The sequence below is a fragment of the Cupriavidus ulmosensis genome (assembly GCF_977008105.1).
This window is the reverse complement of sequence record NZ_CDRMWP010000001.1, coordinates 3,576,545-3,594,057: the sequence shown is the minus strand read 5'-3', so window position 1 is coordinate 3,594,057 and position 17,513 is coordinate 3,576,545. Positions and strand designations below refer to the sequence as shown.

The window sequence follows — 17,513 nt, the reverse complement described above, 5'->3', positions numbered from 1 at the left end:
GCCGCCCGCCCTGGCGCGGCCGCCTTGTCTCATTCTGGCACTCATTGTGGCACCACCTCGCTTGCCTTGACCCTGCACCGCACATGGCCATCCGGCTCTGCGCCGCGCACTCCTGGGCGCGGCATCCGGCGGATTGGCTGGCGGGGCTTCCTAGCCGGCTCTCCGCTTGAACGCGGAGTATCTCAGCCCCATGAGCCACAGTGTACCGAAGTAGACGACCGCCGCAAGTACCAGGCACGAGCCGAGCAGGGCGATGCGCAGCAGCGGCGTGGCGCCCAGGCCCACCCAGTCGAAGGTGCGGGCGAACCACAGCAGCATGCCGGCCAGCAGCAGCACGGCGGTCAGCAACTGGGCCAGGAACAGCAGCCAGCCCCGGGCCGGCGTGTAGAAACCGCGCCGGCGCAGGCCCAGGAACAGCAGCAGCGCATTGACCGTGGCGCCGAAGCTGATCGACAGCGCCAGCCCGGCATGGCCCATGCGCGGCACGAACACGTAGTTGGACAGCTGCGTGATCACCAGCACCAGCAGCGCGATCTTGACCGGCGTGCGGATGTCCTGGCGCGCGTAGAAGCCCGGCGCCAGGATCTTGATGAGGATCAGGCCGAGCAGGCCGGTGCCGTACGACACCAGCGCCTGGCGCGTCATTTCCACCGCGTGGGCGTCGAACTTGCCGTAGTTGAACAGCACCGCAGTCAGCGGCGTGCCGAACACGAACAGCCCCACCGCGCACGGCACCGCCAGCAGGAAGGTCAGGCGCAGGCCCCAGTCGAGCAGGCCGGAGTATTCGTCGCGGTTGCCCTCGGCGCTGGCCTTCGACAGGCTCGGCAGCAGGATGGTCCCGAGCGCCACGCCCAGCAGCGCGGTGGGGAACTCCATCAGGCGGTCGGCGTAGGTCAGGTAGGACACGCTGCCGGCGGCCAGCCGCGAGGCGATGTTGGTATTGATGATGAGGCTGATCTGCGCCACCGAGACCGCCAGCAGGGCCGGCGCCATCTGCCGCATGACGCGGCGCACGCCCGGGTCCGACCAGGCCGCGCGCAGGTTGAAGCCCAGCCGCGGCATCACGCCGAGCCGCCGCAGCGCGGGGATCTGCACCGCCAGCTGCAGCACGCCGCCGACCAGCACGCCCCACGCCTGCGCGTAGATCGGCTGCGCCATGCGCGGCCCGACGAACAGCGCGGCCGCGATCAGGCACAGGTTGAGCAGCACCGGCGTGAAGGCCGGCATGGCGAAGCGGCGCCAGGTGTTGAGGATGCCCGAGGCCAGCGCCACCAGCGAGATCAGGCCGATGTAGGGGAACATCACGCGCGTCATGAAGACCGCGGCGTCGTAGGTCTCGCCGCCCTGCTGGTGAAAGCCGGTGGCCACCACCAGCATCACCAGCGGCGCGCCGACCACGCCCAGCAGCGACACGCCCATCAGCACCCAGGTCATGACCGTGGCCACGGCGTCGATCAGCGCGCGCGTCTCGTCCTCGCCGCGCTTGCTGTGGTATTCGCCGAGGATCGGCACGAAGGCCTGCGAGAACGCGCCCTCGCCGAAGATGCGGCGCAGCAGGTTGGGGATGCGGAAGGCCACGTTGAAGGCGTCGGTCATGTCCGAGGCCCCGAAGGCGCGGGCGATCAGGATCTCGCGCATGAGGCCGGTGATGCGCGACAGCATCGTCAGGCTGCTGATGGTGGCGAGCGCTTTGAGCAGGTTCAAGGTGGTCGGCGGCAAGGGGGAGAGGCTGCGGCGGCATGCTGCCAGCCGTCGGGCGGACCGGCTTGAGACGCCGGGCGCGCGCCGAAGTTGCATCGGGGCCACGCCGGGCGCGCCGGTGTGGCGCGTATTATACGGTCCGGCCCGGCGGCTTCCCGCGCGCGGCCCCATGCGTCACCCGCACGTCACCCACCTGTCCGCCGATGCGGGCGAGCTTGCCAGTGGCTTTTTCTTGTGTGTATAATTGCCGATTCACAAGGATAGTTGCGTTCCGGATTCGTGTGCCAGTGCATCCCGGGTCGCTTGATGTGCACTTAATTGTGCCTGCGGTTACGTCCCAGTACGTCCGTGGAGCACGCATCTGAATTCAGGAAATCTACTTAAATGGCAAATTCCGCACAAGCCCGCAAGCGCGCTCGCCAGGCCGTCGCCCAAAACGCTCACAACTCCAGCCTGCGCTCGCGTCTGCGCACCGCCGTGAAGGCCGTCCGCAAGGCCATCGAAGCCGGCGACAAGGCCGCCGCCGCCGAGATCTTCAAGAACTCGCAAGCGATCATCGACTCCATCGCCGACAAGAAGATCGTGCACAAGAACAAGGCTGCACGCCACAAGTCGCGCCTGTCGTCGGCCATCAAGTCGATGGCTGCCTGATAGCGGCCGCGGCGCCGGGCTGACGCCGGGCGCCTCCGGCCTCGTGCCGACCAGCATGGGTCGCGCCGGATAACCGGCGCGGAGCATGGCGGCACGGTGGATGGCCGGAACGCGGGATCGCCACGGCGCGGTTTCGCACAATGCAAGAAGCTCGTCATTCGACGAGCTTTTTTGTTTTGCGCTTTCCTTGCGCGCTGTCTTTTTCCTGGCCCCGGCGCCGGCCGCCCGGCAATCCCGCCGGCACCGCCGCGGCGATGCCGGTCCCGCGCGCTCCGCTCAGTCGAGCGAGCAGGCTTCGACCAGTTGCAGGTTGTTGTCGCGCGCGAAGTTGAGCACGAAGTCGAGCGCCTTGGGTTCGATGTCGCGCAGCCGCACGTCGACCACCACGGTCTTGACGTTGCCCGTCATCACGGGCCGCACGTAAGGCGAGTAGGTGATGCGGGGGTCCCCGGTGTCTCCCTCGGGGCGGAATTGCGCCATCACGCCGCACAGCCGCTCTGCCCAGTCGCTCGGACGGAAGGTCTTGCCTTCCCTGGTGATGCCTTGGATGAAATATTCGCGAACGATGGGCTTCATTGGACTGCGGGGATAAGACGGGTGACTCGACGGTAAACCCGCCAGACTTCGTCCAGACGCAAAGCCCGTTTGACGCGGCCGGGAAACGTTTGGTTCGTTTCTTTTCCAGGCCTGGACAGCGGGGCGTCGGTGTCGGCGGGGGCACTTTTGATGCCGGCGGCGGGCAGCGGCATCGGTATGCCTGGCCCCGCGTGAATCAGCCAGTATTATATCTTATATAAGACCTGAGCATAAGCTCCGGGGCCACCTTCGCGCGCCCCGCAGGCTCGCCAAAGCAGGAATAATCCCTTATGATTCTTGCAGTTAAATTGCGCAAGCGACGCGAAAGGCGGCTCCGCGGCATGCTCAGGCCATGAAACCCTTCATGGCGGCGTGCCCCCACCGAGCCGCCTTCTTTGTTTTATGAGCCCAACTTCGATCAAGCATTACCTCCAGTTCAGCGACCTGACTCCCGACGAGTACGAGTACCTGCTGGACCGCGCGCGGATTCTGAAGGCCAAGTTCAAGAATTACGAGACATGGCACCCGCTGCACGACCGCACGCTGTCCATGATCTTCGAGAAGAATTCGACCCGCACGCGCCTGTCGTTCGAGGCCGGCATCCACCAGCTCGGCGGCCACGCGGTGTTCCTCAACACGCGCGATTCCCAGCTCGGGCGCGGCGAGCCGATCGAGGATGCGGCGCAGGTGATCTCGCGCATGGTCGACATCATCATGATCCGCACCTTCGGCCAGGAGATCATCGAGCGCTTCGCCGCGCATTCGCGCGTGCCGGTGATCAACGGGCTGACCAACGAATACCATCCCTGCCAGGTGCTGGCGGACGTGTTCACCTACATCGAGCAGCGCGGCAGCATCCGCGGCAAGACCGTGGCGTGGATCGGCGACGCCAACAACATGGCCTACACCTGGATCCAGGCGGCCGAGCGGCTCGGCTTCAACTTCCATTTCTCGGCGCCGCCGGGCTACCAGCTCGACCCGGCGATGGTGCCGGCCTCGGCCGCGCACCTGGTCAACGTGTTCGCCGATCCGCTGGCCGCGTGCCAGGGCGCGGACCTCGTCACCACCGACGTGTGGACCAGCATGGGCTTCGAGGCCGAGAACGACGCGCGCAAGCGCGCGTTCCAGGACTGGATGGTGACCACGGTCATGATGGACCGCGCCAATCCCGACGCGCTGTTCATGCACTGCCTGCCCGCCCACCGCGGCGAGGAGGTCGAGGCGGCGGTGATCGACGGTCCCAAGAGCGTGGTGTGGGAAGAGGCCGAGAACCGCCTGCACGTGCAGAAGGCCCTGATGGAATACCTGCTCTGCGGCCGCTACTGAGCGGGGCGCCGGCCGGGAACGCCGCGCGCAGCGCATGGCGCACATCCGGCGCGCCGGCGCCGCGGCCCCGCGCGGCCTGAGGGCAGGAAGTGCCGCCCAAGCCCGGGCGGACGTGTCAAAATAGCGGTTTTCCGCATCAATTTCTCGCGTGTCCGGCAACCATGCTGGCCGCGCTTACTTTGCGCATCGAGTCGAACATGAGCGATATCAAGAAAGTCGTGCTTGCCTACTCCGGCGGGCTGGACACTTCGGTGATCCTGAAGTGGCTGCAGGACACCTATCAATGCGAGGTGGTCACCTTTACCGCCGACATCGGCCAGGGCGAGGAACTCGAGCCGGCCCGCCAGAAGGCGCTCAAGTTCGGCATCAAGCCCGAGAACATCTTCATCGACGACCTGCGCGAGGAATTCGTGCGCGACTTCGTCTTCCCGATGTTCCGCGCCAACGCGGTCTACGAAGGCGAATACCTGCTCGGCACCTCGATCGCGCGCCCGCTGATCGCCAAGCGCCAGATCGAGATCCTGCGCAGCACCGGCGCGGATGCCGTGTCGCACGGCGCCACCGGCAAGGGCAACGACCAGGTCCGCTTCGAGCTGGGCTACTACGGCCTCGAGCCGGGCGTGAAGGTCATCGCGCCGTGGCGCGAGTGGGACCTGCTGTCGCGCGAGAAGCTGCTGGCCTACGCCGAGAAGGCCGGCATCGACATCGACATGAAGCACAAGAAGGGCGGCGCGCCGTACTCGATGGACGCCAACCTGCTGCACATCTCGTTCGAAGGCCGCCACCTCGAAGACCCCAAGGCCGAGGCCGAGGAAGACATGTGGCGCTGGACCGTGTCGCCCGAGAATGCGCCTGACGCGGCCGAGTACCTCGACATCGAATTCGACGGCGGCGACATCGTCGGCCTGAACGGCAAGCGCCTGTCGCCGGCCGAAGTGCTGACCGAGCTGAACCGCCTCGGCGGCAAGCACGGCATCGGCCGCCTGGACCTGGTGGAAAACCGCTACGTCGGCATGAAGAGCCGCGGCTGCTACGAAACCCCCGGCGGCACCATCATCCTCAAGGCCCACCGCGCCATCGAGTCGATCACGCTCGACCGCGAGGTCGCGCACCTGAAGGACGACCTGATGCCGCGCTACGCCAGCCTGATCTACAACGGCTACTGGTGGAGCCCGGAACGCCGCGCGCTGCAGGTCCTGATCGACCACACCCAGGCCAAGGTCAACGGCTGGGTCCGCGTCAAGCTGTACAAGGGCAACGTCATCGTGGTCGCGCGCGACTCGAAGGACACGCTGTTCGACAAGACCATCGCGACCTTCGACGACGACGGCGGCGCCTACAACCAGGCCGACGCCGGCGGCTTCATCAAGCTCAACGCGCTGCGCATGCGCATCGCCGAGAACGCGCGCCGCCAGCGCGGCGAGTAACGCCCGCAGACGGCTACCGGCCTGGCACGGGCCGGCAGCAGATGGCAGCAGGGAAGAGGGGCCGCCACGGCCCCTTTTTTTTGCGCCGCGCCGCTGCCGCCGCTATCGCCGGCACCGCCCCCGAGACACCCAGAACCGCATCAAAGGAGAAAAAGCATGAGCCAGTTCGACAACGTTTCCGTCGTCAAGAAAGCCAACCTCTACTTCGACGGCAAGTGCGTCAGCCACACCGTGCTGTTCCCGGACGGCACCCGCAAGACGCTGGGCGTGATCTTCCCCGCCGCGCTGACCTTCAATACGGGCGCGCCGGAAATCATGGAAATCAACGCGGGCAGCTGCCGCGTGCGCCTGGCCGGCGAGGCGCAGTGGAACACCTACGGCGCGGGCCAACGGTTCGACGTGCCGGGCAACAGCAGCTTCGACATCGAAGTGCTGGAAACCCTGGACTACGTCTGCCACTTTGCCTGAAGCACGCGCCTGAAAAGCGCGCTCGAAGGACGCACCGGAAGAGCGCACCCGAAGCACGGCGCCGCGCCCGCCCGGGCGCGGCCTAGAGGATGACCGGCTCGGGCTCGATGCGCACGCCGAAGCGCGCCGCCACCGTCTCGACGATGCGCTGCGCCAGCGCCAGCAGTTCCTGCCCGTTGCCGCCGCCGTGGTGCACCAGCACCAGGGCCTGCTTGCCGTACACGCCGACCGCGCCGTCGCGCAGGCCCTTGAGGCCGCACTGGTCGATCAGCCAGCCGGCCGCCAGCTTGTAGCTGCCGTCGGGCTGGGCATGGCTGACCAGCCCGGGATGCCGGGCCAGCAGCGCGTCGCGCTGCGCCGCGCTCACCACCGGATTCTTGAAGAAGCTGCCCGCGTTGCCGATCTCGGCCGGGTCGGGCAGCTTGCGCGAGCGGATCGCGATGATGGCGTCGCGGATGCGCGCGGCGCCGACCGGCGCGTTTGACGCATCCGACGTATCTGGCGCATCCGGCCTCTGGGCGATTTCCCGCGCCAGTTCCGCGTAGCCGAGCACCGGCTGCCACGGCCGCGGCAGCCGCAGCGTGACCGCGGTGATGATGTAGCGGTCGCGGCCCTCGGCCTTGAACAGGCTGTCGCGGTAGGCGAAGCGGCACTGCTCGCGCGTGAGCGTGACGAATGCGCCGGCCTGGCGGTCCCAGGCGCGCAGGCTGTCGAAGCGCTCGCGCAGCTCCACGCCGTAGGCGCCGATGTTCTGGATCGGCGCGGCGCCGGCGGTGCCGGGGATCAGCGCCAGGTTTTCCAGGCCGGGCATGCCGTCGGCGATGGTGCGGCAGACCAGCGCGTGCCAGTTCTCGCCGGCGCCGGCCGTCACCAGGAAGGCGTCGTCGGCCGCGCGGGCCGCGTAGCCGGGAATTTCCATCAGCAGCACCAGCGCGTCGAGATCGCGCGTGAGCACCACGTTGCTGCCGCCGCCCAGCACCACCAGCGGCAGCCCCTGCGCGCGCGGGTCGGCCAGCGCCTGCCGCAAGTCGGCCTCGCTGCGCACATGCGCGGCGAAGCGCGCGCGCACGTCGAATCCCAATGTATTGTGGCGGCGCAGGGGATAAAATTCGTGGAAATCTGCCATGCAAGGGAAAGGTGAAGCGGCGGCCGCGCGGCGGCGCCGGACTGCAGGGTAGGCTGGATTATACGTAAGCGCCGCCGCCGGCCCGCCGCGGGCGGGCGGCGCTACACCGCAACATCAGCAACATCAGCAACAGGTAAGACAAGGAGAGTGCAAATGCCGTCGTTTGACGTAGTGTGCGAAGCGAACATGGTCGAGGTGAAGAACTCGGTCGAGCAGGCCAACAAGGAAATCACCACCCGTTTCGACTTCAAGGGATCGGACGCGCGGGTCGAGCACAAGGAAAACGAGCTGACCGCGTTCGCCGACGACGATTTCAAGCTCGGCCAGGTCAAGGACGTGCTGATCAACAAGATGGCCAAGCGCAACGTGGACGTGCGCTTCCTCGACTACGGCAAGACCGAGAAGATCAGCGGCGACAAGGTCAAGCAGGTCATCACCATCAAGAAGGGCGTCACCGGCGACCTGGCCAAGAAGATCGTGCGCCTGATCAAGGACAGCAAGATCAAGGTGCAGGCCAGCATCCAGGGCGACGCGGTGCGCGTGTCCGGCACCAAGCGCGACGACCTGCAGAACGTGATCGCGCTGCTGCGCAAGGACGTTCCCGAGGCGCCGCTGGACTTCAACAACTTCCGCGACTGATCCGGTCGCCGCGCGCGGCGGGCATGCCGCCGCGCCGTCCCGCTAGCGCGGCTGCGGCAGGCCGCCGATCTTCGCGCCGGCCTTCAGGCCCTTCTGCGCGAACCATCCCTTGTTCATCTCCAGCGCGTAGCGCACGGCCGCGCGCGGGCAATGGTTGTCTTCCGTCTGCGGCGCCATGTCCTCGATGTTGACGATGGCGCCGTCGTCGGCGAGGAAGGCGATCGACAGCGGCAGGTCGGTGTTCTTCATCCAGAAGCAGTGCCCGGCCTTGTCCTCGAAGACGAACAGCATGCCTTCGTTGGCAGGCATGTTCTTGCGGTACATCAGGCCCAGCTCGCGGGATTCCGGCGTGGCGGCGATTGCCGCCTTGATCGCGTACATGCCCGCGGTAAGCTGCCTGACCGGCAGGCCGCTGGCCGGCGCCTGGGCCAGCGCGGAAGTCAGGAAGGCAACGGCGCAGCCGCCGGCGAGAAGGAACGGGAAGACAGGACGCATGGAAGGGAAGCGGCGGATGACGGGTTCAGGACAGCCGCCAGCATAACGCAGCTATCGCGCGCGCGGCGCGCGCGATGGTTTCGCCGCGCTGCCCGGCCGGGCCGGCCGCGCGGCGGCCAACAAAAAAGGCAGGCGGCCCCGCGGGCAGCCTGCCTTTCGCATGCCGGACGCAAGGTCCGGCGCGCCAGCAGTGAACTTACTGGGCGGCCGGCGCGTCAGCCTTGGCAGCCGCAGCAGCCTTGGCCTTGCGAGCGTGCTTGGCGTGGCTCTTCTTGGCGCTCTTGGCCGGCTTGGCAGCCGGAGCTTCCGCTGCGGGCGCCGCGGCGGCCGGAGCAGCCGGTGCGGGAGCGGCGGCTTGAGCGAAAGCGCCGGTGGCGAACAGGCCGGCGACCAGAGCAGCGATCAGTTTGTTCATGCTATCTACCTCGGAAGGTTGAATCGATTCGAAAGAGTGACTCGTGTGCGACGTGTCACTGTCAAAAACGAAGCGCGGCGGCGGGCCGTTGACCCGCGATCTGTTAATTTTTGTAACTTTATCGCCGCGGGCGCCCCGGACTCCGGGTTTGCCGCCCGGCCGGCGCGCGTGCCGTGTCCGCGCGCGGGGAGGGATGCGGGCGCGGCGCGGCGGCGGCGGGCAGGCCCAGATCCGCGGCCGAGACCTCGCACCACTGCCCGGGCGCCAGCCCGAGCGCGCGCAGGTCGAGCGCGCCGATCTTCACGCGCACCAGGCGCAGGGTGGGAAAGCCGACCGCCGCCGTCATGCGCCGCACCTGCCGGTTCTTGCCCTCGCGGATCTCCATTTCCAGCCATTGCGTCGGGATGGCGGCGCGGAACCGCACCGGCGGCTGGCGCGGCCACAGGAAGCCGGGCTCCCCGATCAGGCGCGCCTGCGCGGGCCGGGTGCGGAAGTCGCCGAGGTCCACGCCCGCGCGCAGGCGCGCGAGCGCATCCGCGCCGGGCATGTTTTCCACCTGCACCAGGTAGGTCTTCGCCAGCTTGTGGTGCGGATCGGCGATGCGCGCCTGCAGGGCGCCGTCGTCGGTCAGCAGCAGCAGGCCCTCGCTGTCGGCATCGAGCCGGCCGGCCGGGTACACGCCGGGCAGCGCCACGCAGTCGGCCAGCGTCGGGCGCGACGGGTGCGCGGAAAACTGGCTCATGGTGCCGAAGGGTTTGTTCAGGGCGATCAGGGTCATGCGGAGGCTGGAAGACGATGCCGGCAACGCGCCGACGGGCGCCAGTATGCCGCAGCCGCGCGCCCGGCCGGCGGCCCGGCGCTGCGGCAGGGCGCCGTGGCGATGGCGGATCGCGGGATTTTGTTGCATAATGAAAGACAGTCTTATGTCTTATATAAGACTGGAACGCATTTGGCGTGCCACCGGCCGGCGGCTGTGTGCAACGCACCATCGCAGCTTCGGCGATCCCGCTAAAATGCCCCCGCGCTTCCCCACATCCCGCCGCCCGGCCCGCGCGCCTGGCGGCCTGTCCCATCCCCCCGTTCCGTACTGGAGACGTCATGTACCAACACATCAAGGTTCCGGCCGGTGACAAGATCACGGTCAACCAGGATTTCTCGCTGAATGTTCCGGACAATCCGATCATCCCCTTCATCGAGGGCGACGGAACGGGCCTGGACATCACCCCGGTGATGATCAAGGTGGTCGACGCCGCGGTGGCCAAGGCCTACGCCGGCAAGCGCAAGATCTCGTGGATGGAGATCTACGCCGGCGAGAAGTCGACCAAGGTCTACGGCCCCGACGTGTGGCTGCCCGAGGAGACGCTGCAGGTCCTGAAGGAATACGTGGTGTCGATCAAGGGCCCGCTGACCACGCCGGTCGGCGGCGGCATCCGCTCGCTGAACGTGGCGCTGCGCCAGCAACTCGACCTCTACGTCTGCCTGCGCCCGGTGGCCTACTTCAAGGGCGTGCCTTCGCCGGTGCGCGAGCCGCAGAAGATCGACATGGTGATCTTCCGCGAGAACTCGGAAGACATCTACGCCGGCATCGAGTGGGAAGCGGAAAGCGAGCAGGCCAAGAAGCTGATCGCCTTCCTGCAGAACGAGATGGGCGTCAAGAAGATCCGCTTCCCGGAAACCTCGGGCATCGGCGTCAAGCCGGTCTCCCGCCAGGGCACCCAGCGCCTGGTGCGCAAGGCCATCCAGTACGCGATCGACAATGACAAGCCCTCCGTGACCATCGTGCACAAGGGCAACATCATGAAGTTCACCGAAGGCGGCTTCCGCGACTGGGCCTACGAGCTGGCGCAGAAGGAATTCGGTGCCGAGCCGATCGACGGCGGCCCGTGGTGCAAGTTCAAGAATCCCAAGACCGGCCGCGAGATCGTCATCAAGGACGCCATCGCCGACGCCTTCCTGCAGCAGATCCTGCTGCGCCCGGCCGAATACTCGGTGATCGCCACGCTGAACCTGAACGGCGACTACATCTCGGACGCGCTGGCGGCCCAGGTCGGCGGCATCGGCATCGCCCCCGGCGCCAACCTGTCCGACTCGGTGGCCATGTTCGAAGCCACCCACGGCACCGCGCCGAAGTACGCCGGCAAGGACTACGTGAACCCGGGCTCCGAGATCCTGTCCGCCGAAATGATGCTGCGCCACATGGGCTGGACCGAGGCCGCTGACCTGATCATCTCGTCGATGGAGAAGTCGATCCTGTCGAAGAAGGTCACCTACGACTTTGCCCGCCTGCTCGAAGGCGCCACGCAGGTGTCGTGCTCGGGCTTTGGCCAGGTGATGATCGACAATATGTAAGCGCTAGCTGCCAGCCGCCCCTTCTGGCTTGGAGGCGCGAGCCGGCCGGCCCCCGGGCTTCCGCGAGGAGGTGCCGGGGGGATTTCATTGGTGCGCAGTCAGGATGAAACCGGATGGGATCGTGGCAGGCGGGGCTGTCGGCGGCGCTGCCGCGATGTGGCAGCCAAACAAAAAGCCCGGCATTGACCTGACCGGGCTTTTTGAGGGATGCGTCGCGTACTGCTGTTCAGCCTGTCTTTCCGGACACGGCACGCCGGCAGCCAGGGCCGGGCGGTATCCGGGGGGCTACAGGCCGATCCCGTTCCGGGGAGGACTCCCCCGCATCCTTTCGTGGCCGCCGCGCGCTCTGCCGGCGGGTGCGGCCATGCACAGCGTCTTCAGGCAGCAGCGTCCTGGATATTGGTGGCTTGCTTGCCCTTGGGACCCTGGATGATTTCGAAGGATACGCGCTGACCCTCTTTCAGGGTCTTGAAGCCACTCATCTGGATGGCCGAAAAGTGCGCAAACAGTTCTTCTTCGCCGTCGTCCGGCTTGATGAACCCAAAGCCCTTGGCGTCATTGAACCATTTGACGATACCGCTTGCCATAAACTCCCCCAACAAAAAAAGCAGGATACGAGCGGGGGAAAGCGCCGCGGCCAGCCGGCGCCCGGCATGTGGCTTCGCGCCGGGCCGGTCAGACCGGGCCGGGCGCTGTGGCACGACTTGCGGGGCACCGCGTGGCGGCCAGTTTCTCGATGCTGACTCGCCGCCGCCGGATTCGTGGGCCTCCCTGCTCACGGATCACCCAGGTCCGGCATATTGCTTGGCTCGCGTAACCAGACTGAATGTGTGAACGATTCTTCTGGCAAACATGGTCACTGTCAAGCTGGCAGATTCCCCACTCTCCGTAGGGTGTGGCGGGAAAGGAACGGCGGTCGGTGGTATTTTGGAGGGGTTTGGGTCCTGGCGGCGCGCCCGCGCTTCCGGGTGTCCCCGGATGCATTCGGCATCTCCGGAATTTCGATGGCCGCTGCATCGGCCTCTTGAATCCCGTGTCTTTTCCCCAAATTGCAGAGTTGTGCGTAAGGGTTAGAATAAAGCCATGGCTACACGGCTGGCAAATGTCCCACAACGCGAAGCAGGCACCGTACTGGAGCGGAAAGAGCAGGCGCTCAAACCGCCCGCCATGTACAAGGTCCTGCTGCTGAATGACGACTTCACCCCGATGGAGTTCGTCGTGATGATCCTGCAGCAGTATTTCAGCAGGGACCGGGAGACGGCGACGCAGATCATGCTCACCGTCCACCGGGAAGGCAAGGGGGTCTGCGGTATCTATACCAGGGATATCGCGGCGACGAAGGTCGAGCTGGTGTCAACGCACGCACGGCAGGCGGGTCATCCGTTGCAGTGCGTGATGGAGGAAGCATGATTGCGCAAGAATTGGAAGTCAGCCTGCACATGGCGTTTGTTGAAGCGCGGCAGGCACGCCACGAGTTCATCACCGTGGAGCACCTGCTACTGGCGTTGCTTGACAACCCCACGGCAGCGGAAGTCTTGCGCGCCTGCGCAGCCAATATCGAGGACCTGCGCACCAGCCTGAAGAATTTCATCGCGGACAATACCCCGGTGGTGCCCGGCACCGACGAGGTGGATACCCAGCCCACGCTGGGCTTCCAGCGCGTGATCCAGCGCGCCATCATGCACGTGCAGTCCACTTCCAACGGCAAGAAGGAAGTGACGGGCGCCAACGTGCTGGTGGCGATCTTCGGCGAAAAGGACTCGCACGCGGTGTACTACCTCCAGCAGCAGGGCGTGACCCGGCTGGACGTGGTTAATTTCATCAGCCACGGCATCCGCAAGGACCAGGCCGAGCCCGCCAAGCATGGCGAGGGCGCGGCCGAGGGCGAAGGCGGCGACGGCAAGGAAAGCCCGCTCGAGCAGTTCACCCAGAACCTGAACGTGCTGGCCAAGGCCGGCAAGATCGATCCGCTGATCGGCCGCGAGAGCGAAGTCGAGCGCGTGGTCCAGGTGCTGTGCCGCCGGCGCAAGAACAACCCGCTGCTGGTGGGCGAGGCCGGCGTCGGCAAGACCGCCATCGCGGAGGGCCTGGCTTGGCGCATCACCAAGAACGAAGTGCCCGACATCCTCGAAAAGGCGGTCGTGTACTCGCTCGACATGGGCGCGCTGCTGGCCGGCACCAAGTATCGCGGCGATTTCGAGCAGCGCCTCAAGGGCGTGCTCAAGTCGCTCAAGGACAATCCGAACGCGATCCTGTTCATCGACGAGATCCACACGCTGATCGGCGCGGGCGCTGCCTCGGGCGGCACGCTGGACGCCAGCAACCTGCTCAAGCCGGCGCTGTCGTCGGGCCAGCTCAAGTGCATCGGCGCGACCACCTTCACCGAGTACCGCGGCATCTTCGAGAAGGACGCGGCGCTGTCGCGCCGGTTCCAGAAGATCGACGTGGTGGAGCCGTCGGTCGACCAGACCGTGCAGATCCTGCGCGGCCTGAAGTCGCGCTTCGAGGAGCACCACGGCGTCAAGTACGCGGCGGCGGCGCTGACTGCCGCGGCCGAGCTGTCGGCGCGCTTCATCACCGACCGCCACCTGCCGGACAAGGCCATCGATGTGATCGACGAGGCAGGCGCCGCGCAGCGCATCCTGCCGAAGTCCAAGCAGAAGAAGACCATCGGCAAGGGCGAGATCGAGGACATCGTCTCGCGCATCGCCCGCATCCCGCCGCAGAGCGTCAACCAGGACGACCGCAGCAAGCTGCAGACGCTGGACCGCGACCTGAAGTCGGTGGTGTTCGGCCAGGACCCGGCCATCGAGGCGCTGGCCTCGGCCATCAAGATGTCGCGCGCGGGCCTGGGCAAGACCGACAAGCCGATCGGCTCGTTCCTGTTCTCCGGCCCGACCGGCGTGGGCAAGACCGAGGTCGCCAAGCAGCTCGCCTTCATCATGGGCATCGAGCTGCTGCGCTTCGACATGTCCGAATACATGGAGCGCCACGCGGTGAGCCGGCTGATCGGCGCGCCTCCGGGCTACGTGGGCTTCGACCAGGGCGGCCTGCTGACCGAGGCCGTCACCAAGAAGCCGCACTGCGTGCTGCTGCTCGACGAAATCGAGAAGGCGCACCCGGACATCTTCAACATCCTGCTGCAGGTGATGGACCACGGCGCGCTGACCGACAACAACGGCCGCCGCGCCGACTTCCGCAACGTGATCATCATCATGACCACCAATGCGGGAGCGGAGACCATGAACCGCGCCACCATCGGCTTCACCTCGGCGCGCGAGCAGGGCGACGAGATGGCCGACATCAAGCGCATGTTCACGCCGGAGTTCCGCAACCGGCTGGACGCCATCATCAGCTTCCGCTCGCTGGACGAGGAAATCATCCTGCGCGTGGTGGACAAGTTCCTCATGCAGCTCGAGGAGCAGCTCCACGAGAAGAAGGTGGAAGCCAGCTTCAGCGAGAAACTGCGCAAGTTCCTCGCCAAGAAGGGCTTCGATCCGCTGATGGGCGCGCGGCCGATGCAGCGCCTGATCCAGGACCTGATCCGCAAGGCGCTGGCCGACGAACTGCTGTTCGGCAAGCTGGTCTCGGGCGGCAAGGTCGTGGTCGACCTCGACGAGCAGGACCAGATCAAGCTGGACTTCACCGAAGCCGCCGCGGAGCCGCCGGAACCCCCGGAGGCGCCCGAGAACGAGAAGGCGGAGGTGTAAGGCGCCCGCCGGGCGGGAAGGCTGGCGGCAGTCCTGCCGCCAGCAATTCGTGCTATCCTCGGGCAAAATACAGGGCGGCAGCAATGCCGCCCTTTTTTGTTGTGGCCGGGTGCGGCTGCCACGGTAGCTGCGTCGAGCCCGCCATTTGCCTGAGTACCCGATGTCCCTGACCGAACGCTCGCGGCTGCGCCGCCTGCTGCTCAAATCGCTGCCGCTGGGCGCGATGCCCCTGATTCCCGCGCCCGGCCATGCCGCCCAGGGCGGCGATGCCCCCGTCGGCGGCGCCGGCCGGCCCATTTCGATGGTGCTGCCGTTCCCGCCCGGCGGCAGCGTCGACATCGTCGCGCGCCAGTTGCAGCCCGGCCTCAAGAGCGGCCTCGGCCAGACCGTGGTGATCGACAACAAGCCGGGCGCCGGCGGGCTGATCGCCTCCAGCATGGTGGCGCGCGCCAGGCCCGACGGCACCACCCTGCTGATGGCGTTCGACACCCACGCCATCAACCCGTTTGCCTACAAGCACCTGCCTTACGACACCTTCCGCGATTTCACGCCGATCTCGCAGCTGGTACGCTTCCCGCTGGTGATCGCCGCCAATCCCTCGCTGCCGGCTTCCAACGTGAAGGAACTGGTGGCGATGGCGCGCGAGAAGCCGGAGAGCATCCACTACGCCTCGTCGGGCGTGGGCAGCCTCAACCAGCTGGCGGCCGAGGCGCTGGCGACCGAGGCCGGGGTGCGCTTTCTCCATGTTCCATACAAAGGCGGCGGCCCGGCGGTGCAGGCCGTGCTGTCCAACGAAGTCGACGTCTTTTTCTCGAGCTACGCGGCCGTGCAGGCGCACGTGGCGGCCAAGACGGTCAAGCTGCTGGGCGTGACCGGCAGCGCGCGGCTACCCCAGTTCCCGCAACTGCCGACCGTGAGCGAGCAGGGCTATCGCGGCTTCGAGGCGTATTCCTGGATCGGCGTGTTCGGCCCGGCCGGCCTGCCCGAGCCGCTGGTGGGCCGCCTGCACGACGCGCTGGTGCGCGCGCTGCGGCAGCCGCGCGTGATGGACGCGCTGGCCATGCAGGGTTTCGAGGTCGTCGGCGGCAGCCCGGCCGAACTCGCCAGCCTGGTCCGCCATGAGCACGACAAGTGGCAGGCGGTGGCGCGCAAGGCCAACATCCAGTTCGACTGACCGGCCGATTGCGGCCGGTCGACCGATTCGATTGATTGCAGGACTTGCAGAGGTAGCGATGACGACGGAACCGCTAGACCATGCCGTGATGGTGTGCCCCGATCTCGACGCCGCCGCGCAGGCGTGGCGCGGGTTCGGCTTCACCCTGACGCCGCGCGGCTACCACACGCTCGGCTCGCAGAACCATTGCGTGATGCTGGAGCGCGACTACCTGGAGCTGCTGCACGTCACCGCGCCGAGCCCCGCGCGCCAGTATTACTGGGACGCCCAGCTAGCCGGCGGCGGCTGCGCGGCGCTGTCCTGCAAGAGCGCCGACAGCGCCGCGGCCGCGACGCAGCTGCGCGCGGACGGATGGCATGCCTCGGAGGCGGTCAGGTTCTCGCGCCCGGTGCGGCTGGACGACGGCAGCGAGCATCCCGCCACGTTCTGCGTCACCGCCATCGACGATGCGCCCGGCGCGCGCTTCTTCCTCTGCGAGCACGTCACGCCGGAGCTGCTGTGGCGCCCCGAGTGGACCGCGCACGCCAACGGCGCCACCGGCATCGCCACCATGTTCCTGGTGGTGGCGCCGGCGCTGGTCGACGCCGCCGGCCGGGCCTATGCCGAGCTCACCGGCGGCGAGATGACGCAAATCAACGAGCACATCTGCAGCCTGGCGCTGGACGGCGCGGCGCTGGTCGTGACCACGCCGCAGGCGCTGGCCGCGGCCACCGGCACCGAGCAGGTGCGGCGCGCGGTGCCTGGTTATGCCGCCATCCGGCTGCGCACCGCGGACCTCGCCGCGGCCCGCGCGCACTGGCGCGCCGCCGGCGTGGACGCGTTCGACCTGGGCCCGGCGCAGAGCCTGATCCCGGCCGCGCTGGCCGGTGGCGTGGCGCTGCTGTTCGAGCAGGCGCACTAACAGGCTCGCCAGGAGGCGCGCCGGGCGCGCCTGCTTTCCCGGCCCGCGGCGCTCAGGCGCCCTTGCCGGCGTGGTGCACGCCGGTCGAGCCGAACCCGCCCGCGCCGCGCGCGCTGTCCGCGGAAAAATCCTCCACCGTCCTGAACACGGGTCGCAGCACCGGCACGAACATCATCTGCGCGATGCGCTCGCCCGGCTCGATCACGATCGGCGCGGTGCCGGGCGCGTTGCGGTTCCACACGCTGACCATGATCGGGCCCTGGTAGTCGGCATCGATCACGCCGATCGAATTGCCCAGCACCAGCCCCTTCTTGTGGCCCAGGCCCGAGCGCGGCGCGATGGTGGCCGCCATGTACGGATTGGCCATGTGCACGGCGATGCCGGCCGGCACCAGTTGCGCCGGCGTGCCGGGCGCGATCGTGAGCGGCGCGTCCAGGCAGGCGTGCAGGTCGATCGCCGCCGCCATGTCGCTCTGGTAGGCGGGCAGGCCCCATTCGTGCAGGCGTGCGTCGAGCACCTTGATTTCGACGGTCGGATTGGCTTCGATGGTCATGG

18 protein-coding genes are annotated in these 17,513 nt (G+C 67.3%); 10 read left to right on the top strand and 8 right to left on the bottom strand.

Annotation, left to right across the window (positions count from 1 at the left end):
* Positions 1 to 150: 150 nt before the first annotated feature.
* Positions 151 to 1,704, bottom strand: a complete 1,554-nt coding sequence (gene murJ / locus ACWTPI_RS16485) for a murein biosynthesis integral membrane protein MurJ (RefSeq protein WP_454732185.1) — start codon at positions 1,702 to 1,704, stop codon at positions 151 to 153.
* Between the two features lie 381 nt (positions 1,705 to 2,085).
* On the opposite strand from murJ, the gene rpsT reads away from it, so the two are divergent.
* Positions 2,086 to 2,352 (top strand): 30S ribosomal protein S20, encoded by a 267-nt coding sequence (rpsT, locus tag ACWTPI_RS16480; RefSeq protein ID WP_020201740.1) that lies wholly within the window; start codon positions 2,086 to 2,088, stop codon positions 2,350 to 2,352.
* A 276-nt stretch (positions 2,353 to 2,628) separates the two neighbouring features.
* On the opposite strand, the gene ACWTPI_RS16475 is transcribed toward rpsT, so the two are convergent.
* On the bottom strand, positions 2,629 to 2,928 hold the full coding sequence (locus ACWTPI_RS16475; protein WP_020201739.1) for a DUF3579 domain-containing protein: 300 nt from the start codon (positions 2,926 to 2,928) through the stop codon (positions 2,629 to 2,631).
* Positions 2,929 to 3,330: 402 nt separating this feature from the next.
* Between ACWTPI_RS16475 and argF the strand changes: the two genes are divergently transcribed.
* From argF to ppnP, 3 genes are all read left to right on the top strand, one after another.
* Entirely contained in the window at positions 3,331 to 4,254 is a 924-nt protein-coding gene (gene argF, locus ACWTPI_RS16470; protein ID WP_020201738.1) for an ornithine carbamoyltransferase, read from the top strand.
* A 197-nt stretch (positions 4,255 to 4,451) separates the two neighbouring features.
* On the top strand, positions 4,452 to 5,681 hold the full coding sequence (locus ACWTPI_RS16465) for an argininosuccinate synthase (RefSeq protein WP_029043329.1): 1,230 nt from the start codon (positions 4,452 to 4,454) through the stop codon (positions 5,679 to 5,681).
* Between the two features lie 156 nt (positions 5,682 to 5,837).
* The gene (ppnP, locus tag ACWTPI_RS16460) at positions 5,838 to 6,149 is read left to right on the top strand and encodes a pyrimidine/purine nucleoside phosphorylase (protein WP_020201736.1); all 312 of its coding nucleotides are present in this window, start codon (positions 5,838 to 5,840) and stop codon (positions 6,147 to 6,149) included.
* Positions 6,150 to 6,231: 82 nt separating this feature from the next.
* On the opposite strand, the gene murB is transcribed toward ppnP, so the two are convergent.
* Positions 6,232 to 7,275, bottom strand: a complete 1,044-nt coding sequence (gene murB / locus ACWTPI_RS16455; protein ID WP_454732184.1) for a UDP-N-acetylmuramate dehydrogenase — start codon at positions 7,273 to 7,275, stop codon at positions 6,232 to 6,234.
* Positions 7,276 to 7,428: 153 nt separating this feature from the next.
* Between murB and ACWTPI_RS16450 the strand changes: the two genes are divergently transcribed.
* Positions 7,429 to 7,914 (top strand): YajQ family cyclic di-GMP-binding protein, encoded by a 486-nt coding sequence (locus ACWTPI_RS16450; RefSeq protein ID WP_020201734.1) that lies wholly within the window; start codon positions 7,429 to 7,431, stop codon positions 7,912 to 7,914.
* 42 nt (positions 7,915 to 7,956) lie between these two features.
* On the opposite strand, the gene ACWTPI_RS16445 is transcribed toward ACWTPI_RS16450, so the two are convergent.
* The 3 genes from ACWTPI_RS16445 to ACWTPI_RS16435 all read right to left on the bottom strand — a co-directional run bounded on the left by ACWTPI_RS16445 (position 7,957) and on the right by ACWTPI_RS16435 (position 9,602).
* The gene (locus ACWTPI_RS16445; RefSeq protein WP_454732183.1) at positions 7,957 to 8,409 is read right to left on the bottom strand and encodes a DUF192 domain-containing protein; all 453 of its coding nucleotides are present in this window, start codon (positions 8,407 to 8,409) and stop codon (positions 7,957 to 7,959) included.
* A 196-nt stretch (positions 8,410 to 8,605) separates the two neighbouring features.
* Complete coding sequence (locus ACWTPI_RS16440) at positions 8,606 to 8,824, bottom strand: hypothetical protein (RefSeq protein ID WP_020201732.1); 219 nt, start codon at positions 8,822 to 8,824, stop codon at positions 8,606 to 8,608.
* Positions 8,825 to 8,942: 118 nt separating this feature from the next.
* Positions 8,943 to 9,602 (bottom strand): pseudouridine synthase, encoded by a 660-nt coding sequence (locus ACWTPI_RS16435; RefSeq protein ID WP_454732182.1) that lies wholly within the window; start codon positions 9,600 to 9,602, stop codon positions 8,943 to 8,945.
* A gap of 320 nt (positions 9,603 to 9,922) precedes the next feature.
* On the opposite strand from ACWTPI_RS16435, the gene icd reads away from it, so the two are divergent.
* Positions 9,923 to 11,173: an NADP-dependent isocitrate dehydrogenase gene (gene icd, locus ACWTPI_RS16430; RefSeq protein WP_454732181.1), complete on the top strand. Its 1,251-nt coding sequence runs from the start codon at positions 9,923 to 9,925 to the stop codon at positions 11,171 to 11,173.
* A 377-nt stretch (positions 11,174 to 11,550) separates the two neighbouring features.
* On the opposite strand, the gene ACWTPI_RS16425 is transcribed toward icd, so the two are convergent.
* Entirely contained in the window at positions 11,551 to 11,760 is a 210-nt protein-coding gene (locus tag ACWTPI_RS16425; protein WP_020201726.1) for a cold-shock protein, read from the bottom strand.
* A gap of 496 nt (positions 11,761 to 12,256) precedes the next feature.
* Between ACWTPI_RS16425 and clpS the strand changes: the two genes are divergently transcribed.
* From clpS to ACWTPI_RS16405, 4 genes are all read left to right on the top strand, one after another.
* Positions 12,257 to 12,583 carry an ATP-dependent Clp protease adapter ClpS gene (gene clpS / locus ACWTPI_RS16420; protein ID WP_006157525.1) on the top strand — a complete coding sequence of 109 codons (327 nt, stop codon included), beginning with the start codon at positions 12,257 to 12,259 and terminating at the stop codon, positions 12,581 to 12,583.
* Positions 12,580 to 14,883, top strand: a complete 2,304-nt coding sequence (gene clpA, locus ACWTPI_RS16415; protein ID WP_059413550.1) for an ATP-dependent Clp protease ATP-binding subunit ClpA — start codon at positions 12,580 to 12,582, stop codon at positions 14,881 to 14,883. Before clpS ends, clpA begins: the two co-directional genes overlap by 4 nt.
* A gap of 160 nt (positions 14,884 to 15,043) precedes the next feature.
* Positions 15,044 to 16,057, top strand: a complete 1,014-nt coding sequence (locus tag ACWTPI_RS16410; RefSeq protein ID WP_454732180.1) for a tripartite tricarboxylate transporter substrate binding protein — start codon at positions 15,044 to 15,046, stop codon at positions 16,055 to 16,057.
* A gap of 58 nt (positions 16,058 to 16,115) precedes the next feature.
* Positions 16,116 to 16,958, top strand: coding sequence for a VOC family protein (locus ACWTPI_RS16405; RefSeq protein ID WP_454732179.1), 843 nt, complete (start codon positions 16,116 to 16,118; stop codon positions 16,956 to 16,958).
* A gap of 52 nt (positions 16,959 to 17,010) precedes the next feature.
* Here the strand turns inward: ACWTPI_RS16405 and dut are convergent, their stop codons facing one another.
* The gene (dut, locus tag ACWTPI_RS16400; protein WP_020201722.1) at positions 17,011 to 17,511 is read right to left on the bottom strand and encodes a dUTP diphosphatase; all 501 of its coding nucleotides are present in this window, start codon (positions 17,509 to 17,511) and stop codon (positions 17,011 to 17,013) included.
* Positions 17,512 to 17,513: the final 2 nt, after the last annotated feature.